The organism is Streptomyces sp. NPDC023723 (assembly GCF_040639815.1).
Classification (GTDB): Bacteria; Actinomycetota; Actinomycetes; order Streptomycetales; family Streptomycetaceae; genus Streptomyces.
In genome coordinates this window covers 15459-37533 of record NZ_JBFAAP010000038.1, presented here as the reverse complement: position 1 = coordinate 37533, position 22075 = coordinate 15459, and the positions used below count along the sequence as shown (strand labels likewise).

The following is a 22075-nucleotide window of genomic DNA, read 5'->3' as shown; positions in this document are numbered from 1 at the left end:
GTGAACACAACCCCACCGCCCGATCCCAGGGACCGCCCCGCGCGGCTCACCGTAGGCGTCGTCGGCGCCGGCCGGGTGGGCCCCGCGCTGGCCGCGTCCCTCCAGCTCGCCGGGCACCGCCCGGTCGCCGCCTCGGGCGTCTCCGACGCCTCCCGGCGCCGCGCCGCCGCCCTGCTCCCCGACGTCCCGCTGGTGGAGCCCGCCGAGGTGCTGCGCCGCGCCGAACTCGTGCTGCTCACCGTCCCCGACGACGCCCTGCCCGCCCTGGTGACCGGCCTCGCCGAGACCGGCGCCGTCCGCCCGGGCCAGCTGCTCGTGCACACCTCCGGACGGTTCGGCACCCGGGTCCTGGACCCCGTCCTGCGGGCCGGCGCCCTACCGCTGGCGCTGCACCCGGCGATGACCTTCACCGGCACCCCCGTCGACGTACAGCGGCTGGCCGGCTGCTCCTTCGGCGTCACCGCGCCGGCGGAACTGCGGCTGGCCGCCGAGGCCCTGGTCATCGAGATGGGCGGCGAGCCGGAGTGGATCGACGAGGAGAAGCGCCCGCTGTACCACGCGGCCCTCGCCCTCGGCGCCAACCACCTGGTCACCCTGGTCGCCCAGTCCCTGGAACTGCTGCGCACCGCCGGCGTCGGCGCCCCCGACCGGATGCTCGGCCCGCTGCTCGGCGCGGCCCTGGACAACGCCCTGCGCTCCGGCGACGCGGCCCTGACCGGCCCGGTCGCGCGCGGGGACGCGGGCACGGTCGCCGCGCACATCGAGGAACTGCGCGCGCACGCCCCGGCCACCGTCGCCGGCTACCTGGCGATGGCCCGCGCGACCGCCGACCGGGCCCTGGCCCACGGCCTGCTGGAGCCACGGCTCGCCGAGGACCTGCTCGGCGTACTCGCCGAAGGAACGCAGGGCCCCGAAGACCCCGAAGCCCCTGACGACACTGAAGGCCCTCAAGGCCCCGAAGCCCCTGAGCGCGGCCCCCAAGCCCCCCAACCCCCCGAAAACCCTGAAGGCACCCAAGGCCCCGAAGGGACCGCACGATGACCGCCGCCGCCACCGTCCTCCTCAGCACCGCCGCCGAACTGCACGCGCGTGAGCGCCGGGGCCGCCGCGCCCTCGTGATGACGATGGGCGCGCTGCACGAGGGCCACGCCACCCTGATCCGGGCCGCCCGCGAGCTGGCCGGCCCGGACGGCGAGGTGGTCGTCACCGTCTTCGTCAACCCGCTCCAGTTCGGCGCCGGCGAGGACCTCGACCGCTACCCGCGCACCCTGGACGCCGACCTCGCGCTGGCCGGACAGGCCGGTGCCGACGCCGTCTTCGCGCCGTCCGCCGACGAGGTCTACCCGGGCGGCGAACCCCAGGTCCGCATCTCCGCCGGCCCGATGGGCGAACGCCTGGAGGGCGCCTCCCGCCCCGGCCACTTCGACGGCATGCTCACGGTCGTCGCCAAGATGCTGCACCTGACCCGTCCGGACGCCGCGCTGTTCGGGCAGAAGGACGCCCAGCAGCTCGCGCTGATCCGCCGCATGGTCCGCGACCTGAACTTCGGCATCGAGATCGTCGCCGTCCCCACCGCCCGCGAGGCGGACGGCCTCGCCCTCTCCAGCCGCAACCGCTACCTCTCGGCCGCGGAACGGCGTACCGCCCTCGCCCTCTCCGCGGCCCTGTTCGCCGGCCGCGACCGGCACGCCGCCCAGGAGGCGCTGCGCGCCCGGGCCCGTGAGGTGCCCGCCACGCAGGCGCGGGCCGACGCGCTCGGCAGGCTCGGCGAGTCCCGCGCGGCGGCCGACACGCACGCCGTCGCCCAGGCCGCCCCGCGCACCGGCGGCGGCCCAGCGGCCGTCCGCGCCGCCGCCCGCGCGGTCCTGGACGACGCCGCCCGCGCCACCCCGCCCCTGCTCCTGGACTACCTGGCCCTGGTGGACCCCGCCGACTTCACCGAGGCCGGTGAGGACTTCACCGGCGAGGCGGTCCTCGCCGTCGCCGCCCGCGTCGGCACCACCCGCCTGATCGACAACCTCCCCCTCACCTTCGCCACCACCCCCGGAGCCGCCGTATGACCGGCACAGGCATACCAGCGCGATCGCATCCGCGACGGGAACCGCGACCGCGACTGCACGCTCCCGCCCCCGGCTGGTCCATCGACGCGGACGTGGTCGTGGTCGGCTCCGGCGTGGCCGGTCTCACCGCCGCCCTGCGCTGCGAGGCGGCCGGACTGCGTACCGTCGTCGTCACCAAGGCCCGGCTGGACGCCGGCTCCACCCGCTGGGCGCAGGGCGGCATCGCCGCGGCCCTCGGCGAGGGCGACACCCCCGGCCAGCACCTGGACGACACCCTGGTCGCGGGCGCCGGCCTGTGCGACGAGGAGGCGGTCCGCATCCTGGTCACCGAGGGCCCCGACGCCGTACACCGGCTGATCGCGACCGGCGCGCACTTCGACGCGGCGGCCGACGGCGCCCTGGAGCTGACCCGCGAGGGCGGCCACCACCGCCGCCGCATCGCCCACGCGGGCGGCGACGCCACGGGCGCGGAGATCTCCCGCGCCCTGGTCGAGGCGGTCCGCGCCCGCACCATCCCGACCGTCGAGAACGCGCTCGTCCTCGACCTCCTCACGGACGCCGAGGGCCACACCGCCGGCGTCACCCTGCACGTCATGGGCGAGGGCCAGCACGACGGCGTGGGAGCGGTGCACGCGCCCGCCGTCGTCCTCGCCACCGGCGGCATGGGCCAGGTCTTCTCGGCGACGACCAACCCGTCCGTGTCCACCGGCGACGGAGTGGCCCTCGCCCTGCGGGCCGGCGCCGAGGTGAGCGACCTCGAATTCGTCCAGTTCCACCCGACCGTGCTCTTCCTCGGCCCGGACGCGGAGGGCCAGCAGCCGCTGGTCTCGGAGGCGGTACGCGGCGAGGGCGCCCACCTGGTCGACGCGGCCGGCACCCGTTTCATGCTCGGCCGGCACGAACTGGCCGAACTGGCCCCCCGGGACATCGTCGCCAAGGCCATCACCCGCCGGATGCTCGAACAGCGGGCCGAGCACATGTACCTGGACGCCCGCCACTTCGGCCCGGCCATGTGGGAGACCCGCTTCCCGACCATCCTCGCCGCCTGCCGTGCGCACGGCATCGACCCGGTCACCGAACCCATCCCGGTGTCCCCGGCCGCCCACTACGCCTCCGGCGGCATCCGCACCGACTCCACCGGCCGCACCACCGTCCCCGGCCTCTACGCGTGCGGCGAGACCGCCTGCACCGGCGTGCACGGCGCCAACCGGCTGGCCTCCAACAGCCTGCTGGAGGGCCTGGTCTACGCCGAGCGCATCGCCGCCGACCTGGCCGCCCGCAAGGCGTCCGGCACCCTCACCCCCCGCACACCGCACACCCCCGCACCGGCCCGCGACCCGCACCCGCTGCTCCCCCCGGAGGCCCGCTTCACCCTCCAGCGGATCATGACCGAGGGCGCCGGCGTGCTGCGTTCCGCCGAGTCCCTCACCCGGGCGGCGGACCGCCTCCAGCACCTCCACGACCAGGCCCGCGAGGCCCTCGACCAGCACGGCAAGACCACCGAGCCGGGCGTCGACACCTGGGAGACCACCAACCTCCTGTGCGTGGCGAGCGCCCTGCTCACCGCCGCCGCGCTGCGCACCGAGACCAGGGGCTGCCACTGGCGCGAGGACACCCCCGACCGCGACGACGACACCTGGCGCCGCCACATCGTCGTACGTCTGAACCCGGACCGTACCCTCGCCGTGCACACCACGCAGACCGCAGACTTTCCCCCGACCGGACAGCCGGCGCGGCGAAACCCCCGACCTCTCCAGGAGCAGTGACGACGTGACCACCCACGACCTCCCCCTCGCCCCCGACGGAGGCTGCGGCGACGGCTGCGCCTGCGGAGCCGGTACCGACGAAGACCAGGACTACCTGGAGTGCGGCCTGGACCCCGCGCTCGCCCAGCTGCTGACCGAGGCCGGTCTCGACCCGGTGGAGATCGAGGACATCGCCAACGTCGCCGTCCAGGAGGACCTGGCCGGCGGCGTGGACGTGACGACGGTCGCCACCATCCCCGAGGACGCGGTCGCCACCGCCGACTTCACCGCCCGCGAGGCCGGCGTCGTGGCCGGCCTCAGGGTCGCCGAGGCGGTCCTGTCCGTGGTCTGCACGGACGAATTCGAAGTAGAACGCCACGTGGAGGACGGCGACCGCGTCGAGCCGAACCAAACCCTCCTCTCCGTCACCTCCCTCACCCGCGACCTGCTCACCGCCGAACGCAGCGCGCTGAACGTCCTGTGCCGCCTCTCCGGCATCGCGACGGCCACCCGCGCCTGGGCGGACGCCCTGGACGGTACGAAGACGAAGGTCCGCGACACCCGCAAGACCACCCCCGGCCTGCGCAGCCTGGAGAAGTACGCGGTCCGCTGCGGCGGCGGCGTCAACCACCGCATGTCCCTCTCGGACGCGGCCCTGGTCAAGGACAACCACGTGGTGGCCGCCGGCGGCGTCGCGGAAGCCTTCCAGGCGGTCCGGGACCGCTTCCCCGAGCTCCCCATCGAGGTCGAGGTCGACACCCTGCACCAGCTCCGCGAGGTCCTGGCCGCGGGCGCAGACCTGATCCTCCTGGACAACTTCACCCCCGGCGAATGCGAGGAGGCGGTCGCCCTGGTGGACGGCCGAGCCGCCCTCGAAGCCTCCGGCCGCCTCACCGTCGACAACGCCAAGACCTACGCCGCGACCGGCGTCGACTACCTGGCCGTAGGAGCCCTCACCCACTCCTCGCCCATCCTCGACATCGGCCTCGACCTGCGCCCGGCGGAGTAGGCGAACCATGCTGCTGACCATCGACGTAGGCAACACCCACACCGTCCTCGGCCTCTTCGACGGCGACGAGATCGTCGAACACTGGCGCATCTCCACCGACGCCCGCCGCACCGCCGACGAGCTGGCGGTCCTGCTGCAGGGCCTGATGGGCATGCACCCGCTGCTCGGCGACGAACTGGGCGACGGCATCGACGGCATCGCCATCTGCGCGACCGTCCCGTCCGTCCTGCACGAACTGCGCGAGGTGACCCGCCGCTACTACGGCGACGTCCCGGCCGTCCTCGTCGAACCGGGCGTCAAGACGGGCGTCCCGATCCTCACCGACAACCCCAAGGAGGTCGGCGCCGACCGCATCATCAACGCCGTGGCCGCCGTCGACCTCTACGGCGGCCCCGCCGTCGTCGTCGACTTCGGCACGGCGACGACGTTCGACGCGGTGTCCGCGCGCGGGGAATACGTCGGCGGGGTCATCGCGCCCGGCATCGAGATCTCGGTCGAGGCGCTCGGCGTCAAGGGCGCGCAGCTCCGCAAGATCGAGGTGGCCCGCCCGCGCAGCGTGATCGGCAAGAACACGGTCGAGGCGATGCAGGCGGGCATCGTGTACGGCTTCGCCGGCCAGGTCGACGGGGTGGTCGGCCGCATGGCCCGCGAGCTGGCCGACGACCCCGACGACGTCACGGTCATCGCGACCGGCGGACTGGCCCCCATGGTCCTCGGCGAGTCCTCGGTCATCGACGAACACGAGCCGTGGCTGACCTTGATCGGCCTCCGTCTGGTCTATGAGCGGAACGTGTCCCGGCTCTGAACGGCGCCCCGCCGCTGCCCGGCGGGTGGGCGCGCCCGAGTGGGTACGTACCCGCACTCGCGTACGGCGGGAAGGGGACGGGGCGGGGGGTGTCCGCCCGCAGCGGTTGGCGCGTCAACCCGTTCCACCCCCGTAAAAAACCGATTCCGCGCCGTTCCGAGGACGGACACCCCCCACCCCGGCCCCGACCCAAACCAAACCGAGGGCGCTACGCGCACCCCCACCAAACCCGCACAGGCCGCCGCAGGCACCCCACCCCCCACCCCCCACCCGAGTGGGACCGATACGCCACACCTCACACCCTGTGCCGAGTTTGTCTGATTAGCGCGTATCGTCGCCGCATGCCCACGCCATACGGATCCCGCGGCGGCCTGGCGTTCGGTGTGGAGGAGCTGCGTGTGCTCCGCCGCGCCCTCGCCCTCGCCCTGAACCCCAGCCCCGTCTCGGCCGAGGAAGCCCAGGACTGCCTCCGGCTGGCCGAGTCGCTCGACGAGGCGACGCGGGAGAGCGCCCGGCTGCGCACCTTCCTCCTGGCCGACCTCGCCCGGTACCGCGCCGCCCTCCCCGGCACCGCCACCGGCTACCTGGCCCTCCTGGACGAGGCCCTCGGCGCCGGCCACCGCCCGACCCGGGACGACCTCGCCGCGCTCGGCGCCCTCCGCGGCAACCCCACCGCCGCCGCCCTCCTCAGACGCTGCCAGGCCCCCACCCCCATCACGGCCACCCTCACCACCCCCGCCCTCACCCCCACCCCCGCCCCCTCCATCCCCGCCGCCCGCACCCGCCTGCTCGCAGTCCCGCACGGCGGCCCCGCCGAGAAACCCGGCACCCCCGCCCAGCCCCAGCGCCGGCCCCAACGCCAGCCGCAGCCCCAGCCCCGCCCCGCCTCGCCGCCGCCCACCCCCAAGCGCCCCGTCCCCACCCCGGGCGAGGTCTTCCCCCGCCGCAAGCCGGCCCCACCCCCGCCCGCCCCCGGACAGCACCTCGCGGCAGGCTGAGCCGACCCGGTGGCTACCCTGGGGTCATGGACTACGTCTCCGCGCTCGTGCCCCCGGTCGTCATGGCCGTGCTCTTCATCGCCGTGATCAGGGTGATCGTGAAGACCCAGGGCGGCGCCAACAAGGCCAAGGAGGACGCGGCCGTCGACGCCGCCCTCGCCCAGTCGGAGGCCGCCCGCCCGCCGTCCGCCCCGCACACCGAGGCCTGAGCCCTTCATCCCATTTGCCGGTAAACCGCACGTCCAGCACGCCCCGGGAAGAATCTCCCACTAGTGTGCTGAACGTGCCTCGCCCATTGGGAGAACTCGAAGACGCGGTCATGACCAGGGTGTGGAAGTGGAACCGCCCGGTGACCGTTCGAGAAGTCCTTGAAGATCTCCAGCAGGAACGGTCGATCGCCTACACCACGGTGATGACCGTTCTGGACAATCTTCATCAGAAGGGCTGGGTCCGCCGCGAGGCCGAAGGCCGGGCCTATCGATATGAGGCCGTCTCCACCCGCGCCGCCTACGCCGCCGCCCTGATGAACGACGCGTGGTCCCAGAGCGACAACCCGGCCGCCGCCCTCATCGCCTTCTTCGGCATGATGAGCGAGGAACAGCGGCAGGCCCTGAGAGACGCCATCCGCATCGCCCAGGGCCCTGAAACCCCGGAACCCCAGAACCCGCAGTCCCAGAACCCGGTCTCCGAACCGAACCCGGACTCCGAACGGAACCCCGACTCCGCCCCCGAACCCGATGAGCGATAGCGTCCGCTCATGTCAGCAGTGAGCCCCGAAGTCACCGCAAAAGCCATCACCGTACGCCGGGCCCGCACCAGCGATGTCTCCTCCGTCCGCCGGCTCCTCGACGCCTACGTACGCGGCCGCATCCTGCTCGACAAAGCGACGGTGACGCTTTACGAGGACATCCAGGAGTTCTGGGTCGCGGAGCGGGACGACAACGCCGAGGTGGTCGGCTGCGGCGCCCTGCACGTCATGTGGGAGGACCTCGCGGAAGTACGGACTCTCGCGGTGAAGCCCGGCCTCAAGGGCGCGGGCGTCGGTCATCAGTTGCTGGAGAAGTTGCTGGAGACCGCACGCTGGCTCGGCGTTCGCCGGGTTTTCTGTCTGACCTTCGAAGTGGACTTCTTCGGCAAGCACGGCTTCGTGGAGATCGGCGAGACGCCGGTCGACACCGATGTCTACGCGGAGCTGCTCCGTTCCTATGATGAGGGCGTCGCGGAGTTCCTCGGTCTCGAACGAGTGAAACCGAACACCTTGGGCAACAGCCGGATGCTTCTGCATCTGTGATCGTCGGCGCCGGTACTGCCGTCCGCACGACATCCGCCAGGTTTATTCTCCCTACGCCACCCCGCAAGGGTGCCCTTTGTCCGAAACGCGCATCTTCCGGCCCGCTGTGGAGCCACTGCTCTCCGCCGGGGGTTTGTGTTTTTCCGGCAAAAGCGGTTTGCTTTCCGACGTACTGCAGTACTGCATATAACAAGGGGCGGCGAGCCCTCAAGTTATCGATGAAAGGAAATCCGGTGGCACAGAAGGTTCAGGTCCTTCTTGTTGATGACCTCGACGGCGGCGAGGCGGACGAGACCGTGACGTTCGCGTTGGACGGCAAGACGTACGAGATCGATCTCACGACTGCCAATGCGGACAAGCTCCGTGGCCTTCTCGACCCGTACGTGAAGGGCGGCCGCCGCACCGGAGGCCGCTCTTCCGGCGGACGCGGCAAGGCCCGCGCCGCGGCCGGCGGCAGCCAGGACACCGCGGCGATCCGCGCCTGGGCGAAGGAGAACGGTTACGAGGTCAACGACCGCGGCCGCGTCCCGGCGACCATTCGCGAGGCGTACGAGAAGGCCAACGGCTGATCACCGGGACGGCCGTCCCCACCGCCGCCGGACGCCCGGCGACGACGCGGGCGGCGAACTCACCGGCACCTCTGCGAGCGCGGCCCGCCCGCGCCCCGCAGCCGGACGCGGTGGCAGTGCGTCGCCACCGTGTCGACCAGCCGTACCAGATCGGGTGCGAGACCGGGGGCGCCCCCACCGTCCCCCGGAGCCGACAGCGTCGGCAGCGAGGCCTCGACCTCGCCCCCCGGCACAGGGGGCCGCAGCCACACGGCGGCCCCCTGCCGACAACACCCCCCGGGCCCGCCCGCCGGAACCCCGACGAGGCCCCCCTCCACACCCGCCCCGCTCTCCTCACCGCCCCCACCCGCCCCGCGAGCCGACGACGCCACCTCCGGGGATGTCACCTCCGGGGACGCCACCTGCGGGGACGCCACCTCCGGGGACGCCACCTCCGGGAGACCACCCTCCCCGCACCGGCCGAGGCACCCGCCCCGCGGCAAATCCCCCGCCGGCCCCCTCGGCTCCCTCGGCCCCCTCATCCCCCACGGCACGGGAGCCTCCACAAGCTCCCCCGCCCCCCGCGCCGACAGATCCAGCGGCAGCGTCCCCCACTCCAGCCACTCCAGCAGCCCGGGCAGTTCCTCCGCGCTGCCCGCGGCCACCAGCAGCAGCATCCGGTCGCCCCGCAGCGCCACCGGAGCGTGCCCGCCGAGCCGCCACAGGGCCGCCCGTCCGGCCTCGGCCGGAACGTCCAGGACGTCGAAGCGGACGCCGGTGCGCAGCCGCACCGGAGTGCCCGGTGCCGTCTCCCAGCCCAGCCCGCTCTCGTACCACCGCCGGACCCGTCGCTCCCAGGTCCCCTCGGCACCGGCATCGACCATGCCGGAGCAACCGCCCCGAGGGCCCGCGAGTCACGATGGGTATGCGGGTGAATGCGAGGAGTACTCACGGCGGGGGCGTGAAGGGGCACGGCGAGGCACAAGGTTGTTCGCCCGTAGCGGAGGGAAACGGTGTGCGCGGCATGGACTGTCAGTCGGGGCGGGTAAGACATCCCTAGTGAGAGGGGGCGACACGCAGAAAAGGCCGGCTCGCGTTCGCCATCGGCGTACTGGCGACTGGGGTAAGTGCCTGGCCTGCGGGAACATCGTCTCGCACCATCGGGTTGGAGCAGATGTCGGCGTTGCGGGTCAGGAGGCCATCGACGGTGTCGGCAGTTGGAATGAGCGGTCCCCGCTTGCGGGACTAAGCTGCGGAAGGACAGGGAGGGGAAGTTCCCCTTACTGCCTGACCGCTCTGAGGAGCGATTAACGATGTTCGAGAGGTTCACCGACCGCGCGCGGCGGGTTGTCGTCCTGGCTCAGGAAGAGGCCCGGATGCTCAACCACAACTACATCGGCACCGAGCACATCCTCCTGGGCCTGATCCACGAGGGTGAGGGTGTCGCCGCCAAGGCCCTTGAGAGCCTCGGGATTTCGCTCGAGGCGGTCCGCCAGCAGGTGGAGGAGATCATCGGCCAGGGCCAGCAGGCCCCGTCCGGGCACATCCCCTTCACCCCCCGTGCCAAGAAGGTCCTGGAGCTGTCGCTCCGCGAGGCCCTTCAGCTGGGCCACAACTACATCGGCACGGAGCACATCCTGCTCGGCCTGATCCGCGAGGGCGAGGGCGTCGCCGCCCAGGTCCTGGTCAAGCTGGGCGCAGACCTCAACCGGGTGCGGCAGCAGGTGATCCAGCTGCTCTCCGGTTACCAGGGCAAGGAGACCGCCACCGCCGGCGGCCCTGCCGAGGGCACCCCCTCGACGTCCCTGGTCCTCGACCAGTTCGGCCGGAACCTCACCCAGGCCGCTCGTGAGTCCAAGCTCGACCCGGTCATCGGGCGCGAGAAGGAGATCGAGCGGGTCATGCAGGTGCTGTCCCGCCGTACCAAGAACAACCCGGTGCTGATCGGCGAGCCCGGCGTCGGCAAGACCGCCGTCGTCGAGGGCCTCGCGCAGGCCATCGTCAAGGGCGAGGTGCCCGAGACCCTCAAGGACAAGCACCTCTACACCCTGGACCTCGGCGCGCTGGTGGCCGGTTCCCGCTACCGCGGTGACTTCGAGGAGCGCCTCAAGAAGGTGCTCAAGGAGATCCGCACCCGCGGCGACATCATCCTGTTCATCGACGAGCTGCACACGCTGGTCGGTGCGGGTGCCGCCGAGGGCGCCATCGACGCCGCTTCGATCCTGAAGCCGATGCTGGCCCGCGGTGAGCTCCAGACCATCGGCGCCACCACGCTGGACGAGTACCGCAAGCACCTGGAGAAGGACGCGGCCCTGGAGCGCCGCTTCCAGCCCATCCAGGTCGCCGAGCCCTCGCTCCCGCACACCATCGAGATCCTCAAGGGCCTGCGGGACCGCTACGAGGCCCACCACCGCGTCTCGATCACGGACGAGGCCCTGGTCCAGGCGGCCACCCTGGCCGACCGCTACATCTCGGACCGGTTCCTCCCCGACAAGGCGATCGACCTGATCGACGAGGCCGGCTCCCGGATGCGCATCCGCCGGATGACCGCGCCGCCGGACCTCCGCGAGTTCGACGAGAAGATCGCCGGCGTCCGCCGTGACAAGGAGTCCGCGATCGACTCGCAGGACTTCGAGAAGGCCGCCTCCCTCCGTGACAAGGAGAAGCAGCTCCTCGCCGCGAAGGCCAAGCGGGAGAAGGAGTGGAAGGCCGGCGACATGGACGTCGTCGCCGAGGTCGACGGCGAGCTGATCGCCGAGGTCCTCGCGACCGCGACCGGCATTCCGGTCTTCAAGCTCACCGAGGAAGAGTCCTCGCGGCTGCTCCGCATGGAGGACGAGCTGCACAAGCGGGTCATCGGCCAGAAGGACGCCGTCAAGGCGCTCTCCAAGGCGATCCGCCGTACCCGGGCCGGTCTGAAGGACCCGAAGCGCCCCGGTGGCTCGTTCATCTTCGCCGGCCCGTCCGGTGTCGGTAAGACCGAGCTGTCCAAGGCGCTCGCCGAGTTCCTCTTCGGCGACGAGGACGCGCTGATCTCCCTCGACATGTCGGAGTTCAGCGAGAAGCACACGGTCTCGCGGCTCTTCGGCTCGCCCCCCGGTTACGTCGGCTACGAAGAGGGCGGCCAGCTCACCGAGAAGGTGCGCCGCAAGCCGTTCTCCGTCGTCCTCTTCGACGAGGTGGAGAAGGCCCACCCGGACATCTTCAACTCGCTGCTCCAGATCCTGGAGGACGGTCGGCTGACCGACTCCCAGGGCCGGGTCGTGGACTTCAAGAACACGGTCATCATCATGACGACCAACCTCGGCACCCGGGACATCTCCAAGGGCTTCAACCTCGGCTTCGCCGCCGCGGGTGACACGAAGACCAACTACGAGCGCATGAAGAACAAGGTCTCGGACGAGCTGAAGCAGCACTTCCGGCCCGAGTTCCTCAACCGCGTCGACGACGTGGTCGTCTTCCCGCAGCTGACCCAGGCCGACATCCTCGCGATCGTCGACCTGATGATCGGCAAGGTGGACGAGCGCCTCAAGGACCGGGACATGGGCCTGGAGCTCTCCCAGTCCGCCAAGGAGCTGCTGTCCAAGAAGGGCTACGACCCGGTGCTGGGCGCGCGTCCGCTGCGCCGCACGATCCAGCGCGAGGTCGAGGACACGCTGTCGGAGAAGATCCTCTTCGGCGAGCTGCGCCCCGGTCACATCGTGGTCGTGGACACCGAGGGCGAGGGGGAGACCCAGACCTTCACCTTCCGCGGCGAGGAGAAGTCGGCCCTGCCCGACGCCCCGCCGATCGAGCAGGCGGCCGGCGGCGCCGGCCCGAACCTGAGCAAGGAGGCGTAGCCCTTCGGGGATGCGCTGACTGAGGGGCTGCCCCCGGGACTTCGGTCCCGGGGGCAGCCCCTCAGTGTTTGTCGGTGTCCGCACCCGGCCGGCGGTCAGGACACAGCCGGAACGGGAGTCTGACGCCGCCCGATGGCCGAACGGCTGGCACAGGGCGGCCCAGGGCCATGCGTGAGGTTCTCAAGGGTCGCGCCGCGTCGGAGGGCCCGTCGGCAGCCCGTCGGCAGCCGGGCGTCGGGCGGGCGTCGGGCGGGCGTCGGGCGGGCGCTGGAAGACGTCCGCGGTCAGACCGCGGGCGCCACGACCAGTAGCGGTTCGCCCGCCGGCCGCCGCCAGGTTCGGGAGCGACCGTCGTTCCCGGAACCACCACAGGGAGGCCCCATGCGGCCGCATGGGGCGCACGCCCTGCCCTCCGCCCGGTGTGGCCTGCCGGATCGGGCGTAGCCCGGGTCACATTCGGCCGGTCCTCGATCATGCTCCCCGGTGACATGCCGCACAGGCGATCCAGGCGGTACTACGGGGAATAGTGGCAGGGGCGATAAGTAAGAAATCGGGCATATCGTCACCCTGGAGGGCCCTGTCCCCGACTCCCTGACCTGCTTTGTCCTGAATGAGAAGGACGTCAAGAGGTGAGTGGTTTCGGGGTCAATTACTAGATGCGGTCGTAGGTCACACCTTTGTGCCGGTACGGGCGGGTGGGTTACCAAGGTGGAGCCCGCCCGGTGAGCGACCGTTCGTCGGATGGGCGTTTCCCTGATCCCGTCCCCATGAGGTTCGAATGTCTTCGCGTGTCACGTCCCGCTCTTCCCGTACGACCCTTCGCACCCGCGCCGCAGTCCTGGCCGCCGGCCTGGGAGCCTCGGTCGCGCTGGGAGCCGGGGTCGCGGCAGCCGCCGACACCACGGCGGCCTCCAGCACCGCCGGCGCCGTCCAGGCGCAGGCCGAGGCTCAGGCCAAGGCCGCCACCGCCAAGACCGAGGCCAAGCAGGCCGCCGCCAAGAAGGCCGCCTCCTGGGTCGACCCGGTGAAGAAGTACACCCTCAGCGCCACCTTCAACCAGGCCGGCGGCATGTGGTCGCACAAGCACAGCGGCCAGGACTTCGCCGTCCCCACCGGCACCGAGGTGATGGCCGCGCACGGCGGCACCGTCGTCAAGGCCGGCGGCAACGGCGCCGGTGACGGCCCCGCCTACGGCAACGCCATCGTCATCAAGCACGGCAACGGCACGTACTCCCAGTACGCCCACCTGTCGCGGATCGACGTGAAGGTCGGCCAGGTCGTCACGACCGGCCAGCACATAGCCCTGTCCGGCTCCACCGGCAACTCCAGCGGCCCGCACCTGCACTTCGAGATCCGTACCACCGCGAACTACGGTTCGGCGGTCGACCCGGTCGCGTTCCTGCGTTCCAAGGGTGTGACCGTCTGACCGGCGGTACGTCCCGACAAGAGGCTCAGCGGCCCTGATGGGCCTGGGTGATCAGATCGATGGCGACCTCGAGCGCGGCCTTGCGCTTGGCCTCGGGGTCGCCTTCGAGGTCCTGGAGGACGATCATCCCGGCGTGCAGCGTGAACATCGCGCTGACGCAGCGCACCTGGTCGGTCAGCTCCGCCTCCGGGTCGACCAGGATGTCCTTCAGACTCAGCGTGCGGCTCTTGAGCATCTCGCCGATGCGCAGCTCCCGTACCGTCGCCTGGTTCTCCTGCATGAAGCGGAACAGCGGGGCGGCGCCCGCCAGGGCCGCGCTGTAGCGGCGCACTATCTCCTGCTTCGTCTCCAGCGAGCGGGGCTGCTCCAGGCCCCACTGGATCAGCTGCTCCATGGGCTGGGTGAGGTCCGCGAAGATGCTGACCAGGATCTCTTCCTTGGTCTTGAAGTGGTAGTACAGGGCCGCCTTGGTGACCTCCAGGCGCTCGGCGATCTCGCGCAGGGAGGTCTTCTCGTAGCCCTGCTCGGCGAAGAGTTCGAGCGCCACGTCCTGGATGCGCTGGCGGGTGTCCCCGCGGCGTCGTTGCTGCTTGGTGCCGTCCATCGTGTCGCCCATCTTCCTATGTCACCTCCGTTCCGCGCACGTTCCGAGAAACTTACTTGACGCCCGGCTAGTTGCGCGGCTACCTTCAAGTGTAGTCACTAGCCGGGCGGCAAGTAAGTCCCCCGGGAGAGACCCCGGGTGCTGGGGGAGTGGGAGTTATGGCGGAGACAGCGACAGCCGGGGCGACCGGCGAGAAGCAACCGAAGAGCGTGCGGGTCGTCCTGCTGGCGCTCATGATCGCGATGATGCTCGCGATGCTGGACAACATGATCATCGGCACCGCGATGCCGACCATCGTCGGCGAGCTCGGCGGGCTGGAACACCTGGCGTGGGTGGTGACGGCGTACACGCTGGCCACCGCGGCCGCCACCCCCCTGTGGGGCAAGCTCGGCGACCTGTACGGCCGCAAGGGCACGTTCATGACGTCGATCGTGCTCTTCCTGATCGGCTCGGCGCTCAGCGGCATGGCCCAGGACATGGGCCAGCTCATCGCCTTCCGCGCGGTGCAGGGCCTGGGCGCCGGCGGTCTGATGGTCGGCGTCATGGCGATCATCGGCGACCTGATACCGCCCCGCGAGCGCGGCAAGTACCAGGGCATGATGGCCGGCGTCATGGCGCTGGCGATGATCGGCGGACCGCTGGTCGGCGGCACCATCACCGACAACTGGGGCTGGCGCTGGTCCTTCTACATCAACCTGCCGCTCGGCGTGATCGCGCTGGTCGCCATCAGCCTCGTACTGCACCTGCCGAAGAAGCGGGCCCAGGCGCGCATCGACTATCTCGGCGCCGCGCTGCTGACCATCGGCATCACCGCGATCGTCCTGGTCACCACCTGGGGCGGCACGGAGTACGCCTGGACCTCCGCGCGGATCATGGAGCTGATCGGCATCGGGGTCGCGGCCCTGGTCGGGTTCGTGTTCTGGCAGACCAAGGCCGCCGAGCCGATCATGCCGCTGCACATCTTCCGCAGCCGCAACTTCACGCTGATGTCCCTCATCGGCTTCATCGTCGGGTTCGTGATGTTCGGCGCGACGCTCTTCCTGCCGCTCTACCAGCAGTCGGTGCAGGGCGCGTCCGCGACCAACTCCGGGCTGCTGCTCCTGCCGATGCTCGGCGCGATGCTGGTCACCTCGATGGTGGCGGGGCGGGTGACCACCAACACCGGCCGGTACAAGATCTTCCCGATCGCCGGCGGGGCGCTGATGACGGTCGGACTGTTCCTGCTGTCGCTGATGGACACCGACACCTCGCGGTTCACCTCCGGGGTGTACATGGCCGTCGTCGGTCTCGGCATGGGCTGTCTGATGCAGATCACCATGCTGGTGGCGCAGAACAGCGTGGAGATGAAGGACATGGGCGTGGCCTCCTCGTCCACCACCCTGTTCCGCACCCTGGGTTCCTCCTTCGGCGTCGCGATCATGGGCGCCCTGTTCAACCACCGCGTCCAGGACGTCATGGCCGAGCGCGCCGGTGACCTCGGCTCGAAGGTGACCGAGCAGTCCGCCCAGCTCGACGCGGCGAGCCTTGCCAAGCTGCCGGAGCTGGCCCGGGAGGCGTACCAGCACGCGGTGTCCGCGGGCACCCACGGGGCGTTCCTGCTCGGCGCCGGGGTGGCGGTGCTCGCGCTGATCGCGGCCGTGTTCGTCAAGGAGGTCCCGCTCAAGGGGACGGGCCCGAAGACGGACCAGGAGCCGGGCGACGGCCCGGCCGAGGGCGCGGCGCTGAAGACACCGGCGGTCGAGGCGGTCTGATTCAGCCCCCCATTGACCCGTAGGTGAAGCCCCCGGAACCGCGGTCCGCGGTCGCGGGGGCTTCGCCCACACCTCAGCGGTCCGGCTGATCCGGCAGGTTCGGCTGATCCGGCAGGTCCGCCCGAGCCGTTCGGGGAGCCGTTCGGTCTGCCTGAGCCGTTCGGTCCGTCCGAGTCGTCCGGTCCGGGAGCATCGGGTAGCTGCCGGTGTTCGTCGGCGCGTGTTCCGGCAGCCACAGGACGGCGACGGCTCCCTCGGCGGGCGCGTCGTCGAGGGCCCCGGGGGGCCGTACGTTGCGGAAGGTCAGCCGTGCGCCCAGTACCCGGGCCTGTCCCGCCGCGATGGTCAGCCCCAGCCCGTGCCCCCGGCCGGCCCGGTCCGCGCTGCCGGTGCGGAAACGGCTCGGGCCCTCGGCGAGCAGCCCCTGGGGAAAGCCCGGCCCGTGATCGCGCACCCGCACCACCCGGCCCTCGACGCTGACCTCGATGGGCGGCCGGCCGTGCCGGGCGGCGTTGGCGAGCAGGTTGAACAGCACCCGCTCCAGCCGGCGCGGATCGGTGGTGACCGCCGACTCGTGCAGCACCCGCACCCGTACGTCCCCGCCCTTGGCCGCCACCCGCCGGGCCACGAACTCGCCCAGCACGATGTCCTGCAACTCGGCCCGCTCCGAGGCACTGTCCAGCCGGGCCACCTCCAGCACGTCCTCGACCAGGGTGCGCATCGCCTTGGCCCGGTCCAGCACCAGCTCGGTCGGCCGACCCGGCGGCAGCAGCTCGGCGGCGGTCAGCAGTCCCGTCACCGGGGTGCGCAGCTCGTGCGCGATGTCGGCGGTGACCCGGCGCTCCGCCTCCAGCCGCTGCTGCAACGTCTCCGTCATCGCGTCCACCGCCCGCGCGAGGTCGTCGGTCTCGTCCCGCACCACCCCGCCGATGGCGTCCCGCACCCGTACGTCGGTCTCGCCGGCGGCGACCTGGTTCGCGGCGGCGGCGGCCTTGCGCAGCCGGCGCGAGAGCTGACCGCCGATGAGCACGCCGAGCGCGCTGCCGCCCAGTACGACCGCGATCGAGCCGATGACCAGGGCCTGATCGAGGTCTTCGAGGATGTCGGAGCTGCGGTCGGTGAACCCGGTGTGCAGCGACATCACGTGCCCGTCCTTGAGCGGTACGGCGGCCCAGATGTCGGCGGCGCCGCCCGCCCGGTCGGAGACGAAGGTCGCCCGGCGCCCCTGCTCGGCCTTCTCGCGCAGCTCGGCGGGCAGCCCCCGGTCGTCGATCTGGGCGTTGGGGAAGTTGAGCCGCCCCGACAGCTCGTAGTTGCGCTGGGCGACCAGGATGCGTTCGTCGGCCAGGTCCCGCGCGTTGTCCAGCATCGACACCCGGGCGGCGTTGTGCACGACCAGACTGAGCACGACCGCGACCAGCGCACCGACCAGCGCGATGGCCGCGCTCAGCTTCCACCGCAGCCCGGTACGGATGGCGGCCCGCCGCAGCAGGACGGTGCGCAGTGGGGTGCGGGGCGTCCCGCCGCCCCCCGGCCCCGTACGCACCTTCGCGTGCACGTCACTCCCACGCCCGCCCGTGTGCACGTCGTCCCCGCGCCCGCCCGCGTGCACGCCACTTCCACGCCCGCCCGCGTGCGCGTCATTCCCACCCGCATCCGTGCGCCGACGCGGTGTCGCGGCCCGCAGGCGTCGGAGGAACCGCCGCATACGCCCTCAGCCCCTCAGGCCTTCAGTTTGTAGCCGAAGCCGCGGACCGTCTCGATCCGGTCCTGGCCGATCTTCGTCCGCAGCCGCTGCACATGGACGTCGACGACCCGGGTGTCCCCGCCCCAGCCGTAGTCCCACACCCGTTCCAGCAGCCGGTCGCGGGAGAGCACCGTGCCCGGCGCGGTGGAGAACTCGAGCAGCAGCCGCATCTCGGTCGGCGTGAGCGCCACCGGCTCACCGGCCCGGCGCACCTCCATGCCCTCGGTGTCGACCTCCAGCGCCCCGAAGGTCAGCACCCCGCCGGAAGCGGCGCCCCGGTCGTCGTGCCGGTCGCCGCCCGCGTGGCCGAAGCGGCGCAGCACCGCGCGGATCCGGGCGACCAGCACCGCCGCGTCGAACGGCTTGGTCACGTAGTCGTCGGCGCCCGCCTCCAGGCCCAGCACCACGTCGATGGCGTCGGCCCGCGCCGACAGCATGATCACCGGCACCGTCGACTCGTCCCGGATGCGGCGGCACAGGCTGACGCCGTCGAGGCCCGGGACCATGACGTCGAGCAGCGCGATGTCGGGCCGTCTGGCCCGGAACGCCTCCAGGCCCGACAGCCCGTCGGGCATCGCGGTGACCGCGAAGCCGTCCCGCTCCAGGGTGAGCTGGGTGGCCTCGCGGATGACGTCGTCGTCCTCGACGAAGAGGACATGGGTCTGCTCGGTCATCAAGTGCTTTCCGTCGGGTCAGCTGTCCGGCACCGGCGACGCACCGGTCCCGGCGGCGCTGCTGTAGTCGTTGTGCGTGCGGTACTTCTCCACGAACCGGCCGGCCGACCAGCGGTACGTGATCACGCTCTCGCCGGACGGGTTCGACACCGGGTCGTCCTTCTCGTACTCCTGCTTGCTCACCACCAGGTCGCCGCGGTCGATCTCCGCGTAGACCGGCGGCGCCTCCGCCTTGAACACGTGCTGGTACCCGCCGTTCTGCTCCCGGTACACATAGCTGCCCACGCCCACCGCGTCGCCGCAGGTCAGGACGTTGACGACGATGTCCTCGGCGGAGCTGCCGGTCAGGTCCCCGTAGCTGACGTCGACGGGGTACTCGTCGGCGACGCACGGCTTCAGCTCCCGCTTGACCTCCGCCGAGACCTGCGGGTCGTCCTTGACCAGGCGGACCGCGTCCACCCGGCCGGCCGCCTTGGCCGGGGAGGCCGACGGCGAGGCGGCCGCCGGGCCGGTCACCGACTCGACGCGGGCGGGTCCCTCGTCCCGGGCACCGGTGCCGTCCGCCGCGCAGCCGCTGAGCAGCACGGCGACGGCGACGGTCCCGGCCACCGCCGGACCCGCCGCCCTGGCACTCACCCGGTCCGGTCCGGACCGTGGGCCGCCGCTCAGGCCGCGCACCGCTCCCGCTCCTCGTACTCCAGCGCGCGTGCGTCCGACTCGCGCGCGACCAGCTCCTCGCGGAGCCGGGCGAGCGCCCGGTGCAGCGTGCTCTTGACCGTGCCCGCCGACATGCCGAGCGCGGCGGCGGTCTCCTCCGTGGACATCTGCTCCCAGTGTCGCAGGACGACCACACTGCGCTGCTTGGGGGCGAGCACCTTCAGTACGTCCATCAGCAGGGCCCGGTCGGCGTGCTGCTCGGCGGCGTCGTCCACGCAGGGCTCCGGGAGCTGCTCGGTCGGCACCTCCTCCAGCTTGCGCGCCCGCCACCACTCGGTCCGCGTGTTGATCATGACCCGGCGCAGATAGGCGTCCGCGAGCCGCTTGTCCTCGATGGTCTCCCAGCGGCCGTACGTCCGGGCCAGCGCCGTCTGGAGCAGGTCCTGGGCGTCGACCGGGTCCGGGACCAGCCGGCGGGCACTGCGCAACAGCGCGTCCTGCCGGGTACGGACGTACTCCTCGAAGCCCAGCACCTCGCCCTGCGTCTGCGCCTGCGCCATGGTGAACCGCCTCCCGTTCCCCGTTGTGTTCCGTGCTGCCGCTGTGCCTGAAGGGCACAGAAACGAAGCTAGGGAAGCGTTGTCACGACGCTGTGCGAGGAAGGCCGCGACTGGCACTCGGCTGTCCGTCGGTTGTGTAACGGAAGTAAGGCCGAGATAAAGGAGGGGGCTGATCGGTCCTGTTGCGGGAGGTTTGTCGCCGAGGCCGCCGAGGCCGCTGCGGTCGCGGCGGTGGGGGCGGCGGCTCAGCTCAGTGGCAGCCGGTACCGGCCGCCGGCCAGCGGTTCCACCAGGCCGTCGGCGACCAGGCCGTCCAGCGCGCGGGCCCGCTGCACCGGCTCGTGCCACACCCGGTCGAGCGCTGCCTGCGGCACCGGACCGTGCGCCTCCCGCAGGACGGCCAGCAGCCGGCCCCGTACCTGGCGGTCGGTGCCCGCGTACGTCTGGCCGCGGCGCGGCGGACCGTCGTGCGCGGGCTTGCCCGCCAGTTGCCAGGCGCACTGCGCGGCGATCGGGCAGCGGTGGCAGGACTCGTTCTTCGCGGTGCACACCAGCGCGCCCAGCTCCATCGAGGCGGCGGCCCAGCGCGCGGCGGTCGGCTCGTCGTCCGGCAGCAGCTCACGGGCGAGCCGGCGCTCGGCGGCGGTGGTGGCGTTCGGCGGGTACTGCACACCCGTGACGGCGCGGGCGAAGACCCGGCGGACGTTGGTGTCCAGCACGGCGTGCCGGCGACCGTAGGCGAACGAGGCGACGGCGGCGGCCGTGTACTCGCCGATGCCGGGCAGTGCGAGCAGCGCCGCGTGATCGGACGGTACGTCGCCGCCGTGCCGTTCCGTTATGGCGGCGGCGGCGCCGTGCAGCCGCAGGGCGCGGCGCGGGTAGCCGAGCCGGCCCCAGGCGCGGACCGCCTCCCCGGGGGCCTCGGCGGCGAGGTCGGCGGGCCGGGGCCAGCGGGCCAGCCACTGTTCGTAGACCGGCAGGACCCGGCTGACCGGCGTCTGCTGGAGCATGAACTCGCTGACCATGACGCCCCAGGCACCGGCTTCCGGGCGCCGCCACGGAAGGTCGCGGGCGTGTTCGTCGAACCAGTCGATGACGGGGGAGTGCAGCGGCGATTCGGCCGGGCCGGGCTCGGGGGCGGGATCGGCGGGACCGGTGTGCGGGGGCTTCGTGGGCGCAGTCATGACTTACCGATCCTGCCACGGGGGGACGCCCTCGCGGGCGCAGCGCCACCCGACGACGTGGGTCAAGCAATGGCCAGAGCTGCAAGCACCGCGACCGCGAACGTCCGCGAACGTCCGCGAACCAGTCGTCACAGCGAGTGACCACACCGTAGTCCCCAGTGACTGACACACTGTCAGTAACCGGTTCCGGAATGATGATCCGCAAAAGTTGATGACCCGAACGGCGGGTGGCGCAAGGTAACGCACCGATCTCTCGTACAGTTTCCGCCGTGGGATCTCTGCGCAATCCGGTCGGGCCGCTTCCCTCCTCCATCTACTGGCGTCGGAGGGCCGTACTGCTGTCCGTCGTCGCCCTGTTGGCGCTCGTGGTCACGTGGATCGTGACGATGGGCGGCGGAGGCGGCGGGGGCGGTCACGACGACGGTGCCGACGGCAAGAATCCCGCTCCCTCGATCACGCCGGGCCCCTCGGGTTCCGGACCCGCGATCAGCCAGGCGCCGGGCGGGCGGGACGAGTCGGGGGACGAGGAGTCCGGCGGCACCGGCTCCGGCTCCGGCGACGAGGACGGCTCGGGCGACGGGTCCGGCACCGGATCGGGTTCCGGTGCGGGGGAGTCCGGCGGTGACTCCGGTGCCGCGGGCGGCGATTCCGGCTCGGGAAGCGGCTCGGGCGGCGGTACGGCCGCCGGTGTCGGCTCGGGCGACGCCCTGCCGGCCGGCACCTCGCTGCCCGACTGCACGGCCGGTGCGGTCCAGTTGAGCCTGCGCAGCGTCCGCAACACCTACGAGCCCGGCCAGACCCCCGCCTTCGAACTCACCGCGCGCAACACCTCGGGCAGCGACTGCAAGGTCGACCTCGGGCCGGAGAACGCGGTGGTGACGATCACTCAGGCCGACGGCGACGACGCGTTCTGGTCCTCCGACGACTGCGTGAAGGGCGCCAAGAGCCTCCAGTACCGGGTGCCCGCCGGCAGTGGCATCACCTACACCGTGAAGTGGGACCGCAAGCCCAGCGCCCCCGAGTGCGCCACCCCCAAGGCCGGTTCGGCCAAGGCCGGCACCTACTTGGTGGAGGCGAAGGCCCCGGGCTTCACCAAGGCGCAGAGCTCTTTCGTACTGGAACCCAGCTGAACCGTGCCCCGCAAGGGGCGCGGGGAACGGCGCGAGCAACCACAACG

21 protein-coding genes are annotated in these 22075 nt (G+C 71.9%); 14 read left to right on the top strand and 7 right to left on the bottom strand.

Annotated elements, in window-relative coordinates:
- From AB0G32_RS29585 to AB0G32_RS29540, 10 genes are all read left to right on the top strand, one after another.
- Positions 1 to 1041, top strand: a complete 1041-nt coding sequence (locus AB0G32_RS29585; RefSeq protein ID WP_361169873.1) for a DUF2520 domain-containing protein — start codon at positions 1 to 3, stop codon at positions 1039 to 1041.
- On the top strand, positions 1038 to 2060 hold the full coding sequence (gene panC, locus AB0G32_RS29580) for a pantoate--beta-alanine ligase (protein ID WP_361169870.1): 1023 nt from the start codon (positions 1038 to 1040) through the stop codon (positions 2058 to 2060). The genes AB0G32_RS29585 and panC overlap by 4 nt, the downstream gene beginning before the upstream one ends.
- Positions 2057 to 3826 carry an L-aspartate oxidase gene (locus AB0G32_RS29575; RefSeq protein WP_361169867.1) on the top strand — a complete coding sequence of 590 codons (1770 nt, stop codon included), beginning with the start codon at positions 2057 to 2059 and terminating at the stop codon, positions 3824 to 3826. The genes panC and AB0G32_RS29575 overlap by 4 nt, the downstream gene beginning before the upstream one ends.
- A gap of 4 nt (positions 3827 to 3830) precedes the next feature.
- Positions 3831 to 4814 carry a carboxylating nicotinate-nucleotide diphosphorylase gene (nadC, locus tag AB0G32_RS29570; protein WP_361169864.1) on the top strand — a complete coding sequence of 328 codons (984 nt, stop codon included), beginning with the start codon at positions 3831 to 3833 and terminating at the stop codon, positions 4812 to 4814.
- Between the two features lie 7 nt (positions 4815 to 4821).
- Positions 4822 to 5619, top strand: coding sequence for a type III pantothenate kinase (locus AB0G32_RS29565; protein WP_361169861.1), 798 nt, complete (start codon positions 4822 to 4824; stop codon positions 5617 to 5619).
- A gap of 341 nt (positions 5620 to 5960) precedes the next feature.
- On the top strand, positions 5961 to 6617 hold the full coding sequence (locus tag AB0G32_RS29560; RefSeq protein ID WP_361169858.1) for a hypothetical protein: 657 nt from the start codon (positions 5961 to 5963) through the stop codon (positions 6615 to 6617).
- A gap of 26 nt (positions 6618 to 6643) precedes the next feature.
- Positions 6644 to 6826 (top strand): hypothetical protein, encoded by a 183-nt coding sequence (locus tag AB0G32_RS29555; protein ID WP_361169855.1) that lies wholly within the window; start codon positions 6644 to 6646, stop codon positions 6824 to 6826.
- 74 nt (positions 6827 to 6900) lie between these two features.
- Complete coding sequence (locus AB0G32_RS29550; RefSeq protein WP_361169975.1) at positions 6901 to 7365, top strand: BlaI/MecI/CopY family transcriptional regulator; 465 nt, start codon at positions 6901 to 6903, stop codon at positions 7363 to 7365.
- Between the two features lie 9 nt (positions 7366 to 7374).
- Entirely contained in the window at positions 7375 to 7908 is a 534-nt protein-coding gene (locus AB0G32_RS29545) for an amino-acid N-acetyltransferase (protein WP_361169853.1), read from the top strand.
- 233 nt (positions 7909 to 8141) lie between these two features.
- Positions 8142 to 8477: an Lsr2 family protein gene (locus AB0G32_RS29540; RefSeq protein ID WP_361169850.1), complete on the top strand. Its 336-nt coding sequence runs from the start codon at positions 8142 to 8144 to the stop codon at positions 8475 to 8477.
- Positions 8478 to 8536: 59 nt separating this feature from the next.
- Here the strand turns inward: AB0G32_RS29540 and AB0G32_RS29535 are convergent, their stop codons facing one another.
- A complete protein-coding gene (locus AB0G32_RS29535; protein ID WP_361169847.1) occupies positions 8537 to 9340 on the bottom strand; it encodes an SCO3374 family protein in 804 nt (267 codons plus the stop codon).
- A 429-nt stretch (positions 9341 to 9769) separates the two neighbouring features.
- Here AB0G32_RS29535 and AB0G32_RS29530 point away from each other — a divergent pair, with 429 nt between their 5' ends.
- Positions 9770 to 12295: an ATP-dependent Clp protease ATP-binding subunit gene (locus AB0G32_RS29530; RefSeq protein WP_361169844.1), complete on the top strand. Its 2526-nt coding sequence runs from the start codon at positions 9770 to 9772 to the stop codon at positions 12293 to 12295.
- A gap of 778 nt (positions 12296 to 13073) precedes the next feature.
- The gene (locus AB0G32_RS29525) at positions 13074 to 13721 is read left to right on the top strand and encodes a M23 family metallopeptidase (protein ID WP_361169841.1); all 648 of its coding nucleotides are present in this window, start codon (positions 13074 to 13076) and stop codon (positions 13719 to 13721) included.
- Positions 13722 to 13746: 25 nt separating this feature from the next.
- On the opposite strand, the gene AB0G32_RS29520 is transcribed toward AB0G32_RS29525, so the two are convergent.
- The gene (locus AB0G32_RS29520) at positions 13747 to 14337 is read right to left on the bottom strand and encodes a helix-turn-helix domain-containing protein (protein WP_361169838.1); all 591 of its coding nucleotides are present in this window, start codon (positions 14335 to 14337) and stop codon (positions 13747 to 13749) included.
- 146 nt (positions 14338 to 14483) lie between these two features.
- Between AB0G32_RS29520 and AB0G32_RS29515 the strand changes: the two genes are divergently transcribed.
- Positions 14484 to 16076 (top strand): MDR family MFS transporter, encoded by a 1593-nt coding sequence (locus tag AB0G32_RS29515; protein WP_361169835.1) that lies wholly within the window; start codon positions 14484 to 14486, stop codon positions 16074 to 16076.
- Between the two features lie 73 nt (positions 16077 to 16149).
- On the opposite strand, the gene cseC is transcribed toward AB0G32_RS29515, so the two are convergent.
- The 5 genes from cseC to AB0G32_RS29490 all read right to left on the bottom strand — a co-directional run bounded on the left by cseC (position 16150) and on the right by AB0G32_RS29490 (position 20898).
- Entirely contained in the window at positions 16150 to 17784 is a 1635-nt protein-coding gene (gene cseC, locus AB0G32_RS29510; protein ID WP_361169832.1) for a two-component system sensor histidine kinase CseC, read from the bottom strand.
- Positions 17785 to 17798: 14 nt separating this feature from the next.
- Complete coding sequence (gene cseB, locus AB0G32_RS29505) at positions 17799 to 18497, bottom strand: two-component system response regulator CseB (RefSeq protein WP_361169829.1); 699 nt, start codon at positions 18495 to 18497, stop codon at positions 17799 to 17801.
- An 18-nt stretch (positions 18498 to 18515) separates the two neighbouring features.
- A complete protein-coding gene (locus tag AB0G32_RS29500; RefSeq protein ID WP_361169972.1) occupies positions 18516 to 19166 on the bottom strand; it encodes a hypothetical protein in 651 nt (216 codons plus the stop codon).
- A complete protein-coding gene (locus AB0G32_RS29495) occupies positions 19163 to 19714 on the bottom strand; it encodes a SigE family RNA polymerase sigma factor (protein WP_361169826.1) in 552 nt (183 codons plus the stop codon). Before AB0G32_RS29495 ends, AB0G32_RS29500 begins: the two co-directional genes overlap by 4 nt.
- Positions 19715 to 19959: 245 nt before the next feature.
- Positions 19960 to 20898, bottom strand: coding sequence for an A/G-specific adenine glycosylase (locus tag AB0G32_RS29490; RefSeq protein ID WP_361169824.1), 939 nt, complete (start codon positions 20896 to 20898; stop codon positions 19960 to 19962).
- 269 nt (positions 20899 to 21167) lie between these two features.
- Between AB0G32_RS29490 and AB0G32_RS29485 the strand changes: the two genes are divergently transcribed.
- The gene (locus tag AB0G32_RS29485) at positions 21168 to 22028 is read left to right on the top strand and encodes a hypothetical protein (protein ID WP_361169821.1); all 861 of its coding nucleotides are present in this window, start codon (positions 21168 to 21170) and stop codon (positions 22026 to 22028) included.
- Positions 22029 to 22075 lie beyond the last annotated feature (47 nt).

Coding starts and splice junctions, on each gene's coding strand:
- panC (WP_361169870.1), top strand. CDS start 1,038: ATGACCGCCGCCGCCACCGTCCTCCTCAGCACCGCCGCCGAACTGCAC.
- AB0G32_RS29575 (WP_361169867.1), top strand. CDS start 2,057: ATGACCGGCACAGGCATACCAGCGCGATCGCATCCGCGACGGGAACCG.
- AB0G32_RS29565 (WP_361169861.1), top strand. CDS start 4,822: ATGCTGCTGACCATCGACGTAGGCAACACCCACACCGTCCTCGGCCTC.
- AB0G32_RS29560 (WP_361169858.1), top strand. CDS start 5,961: ATGCCCACGCCATACGGATCCCGCGGCGGCCTGGCGTTCGGTGTGGAG.
- AB0G32_RS29555 (WP_361169855.1), top strand. CDS start 6,644: ATGGACTACGTCTCCGCGCTCGTGCCCCCGGTCGTCATGGCCGTGCTC.
- AB0G32_RS29545 (WP_361169853.1), top strand. CDS start 7,375: ATGTCAGCAGTGAGCCCCGAAGTCACCGCAAAAGCCATCACCGTACGC.
- AB0G32_RS29535 (WP_361169847.1), bottom strand. CDS start 9,340: ATGGTCGATGCCGGTGCCGAGGGGACCTGGGAGCGACGGGTCCGGCGG.
- AB0G32_RS29530 (WP_361169844.1), top strand. CDS start 9,770: ATGTTCGAGAGGTTCACCGACCGCGCGCGGCGGGTTGTCGTCCTGGCT.
- AB0G32_RS29525 (WP_361169841.1), top strand. CDS start 13,074: ATGTCTTCGCGTGTCACGTCCCGCTCTTCCCGTACGACCCTTCGCACC.
- AB0G32_RS29520 (WP_361169838.1), bottom strand. CDS start 14,337: ATGGGCGACACGATGGACGGCACCAAGCAGCAACGACGCCGCGGGGAC.
- AB0G32_RS29515 (WP_361169835.1), top strand. CDS start 14,484: ATGGCGGAGACAGCGACAGCCGGGGCGACCGGCGAGAAGCAACCGAAG.
- cseC (WP_361169832.1), bottom strand. CDS start 17,784: ATGCGGCGGTTCCTCCGACGCCTGCGGGCCGCGACACCGCGTCGGCGC.
- cseB (WP_361169829.1), bottom strand. CDS start 18,497: ATGACCGAGCAGACCCATGTCCTCTTCGTCGAGGACGACGACGTCATC.
- AB0G32_RS29495 (WP_361169826.1), bottom strand. CDS start 19,714: ATGGCGCAGGCGCAGACGCAGGGCGAGGTGCTGGGCTTCGAGGAGTAC.
- AB0G32_RS29490 (WP_361169824.1), bottom strand. CDS start 20,898: ATGACTGCGCCCACGAAGCCCCCGCACACCGGTCCCGCCGATCCCGCC.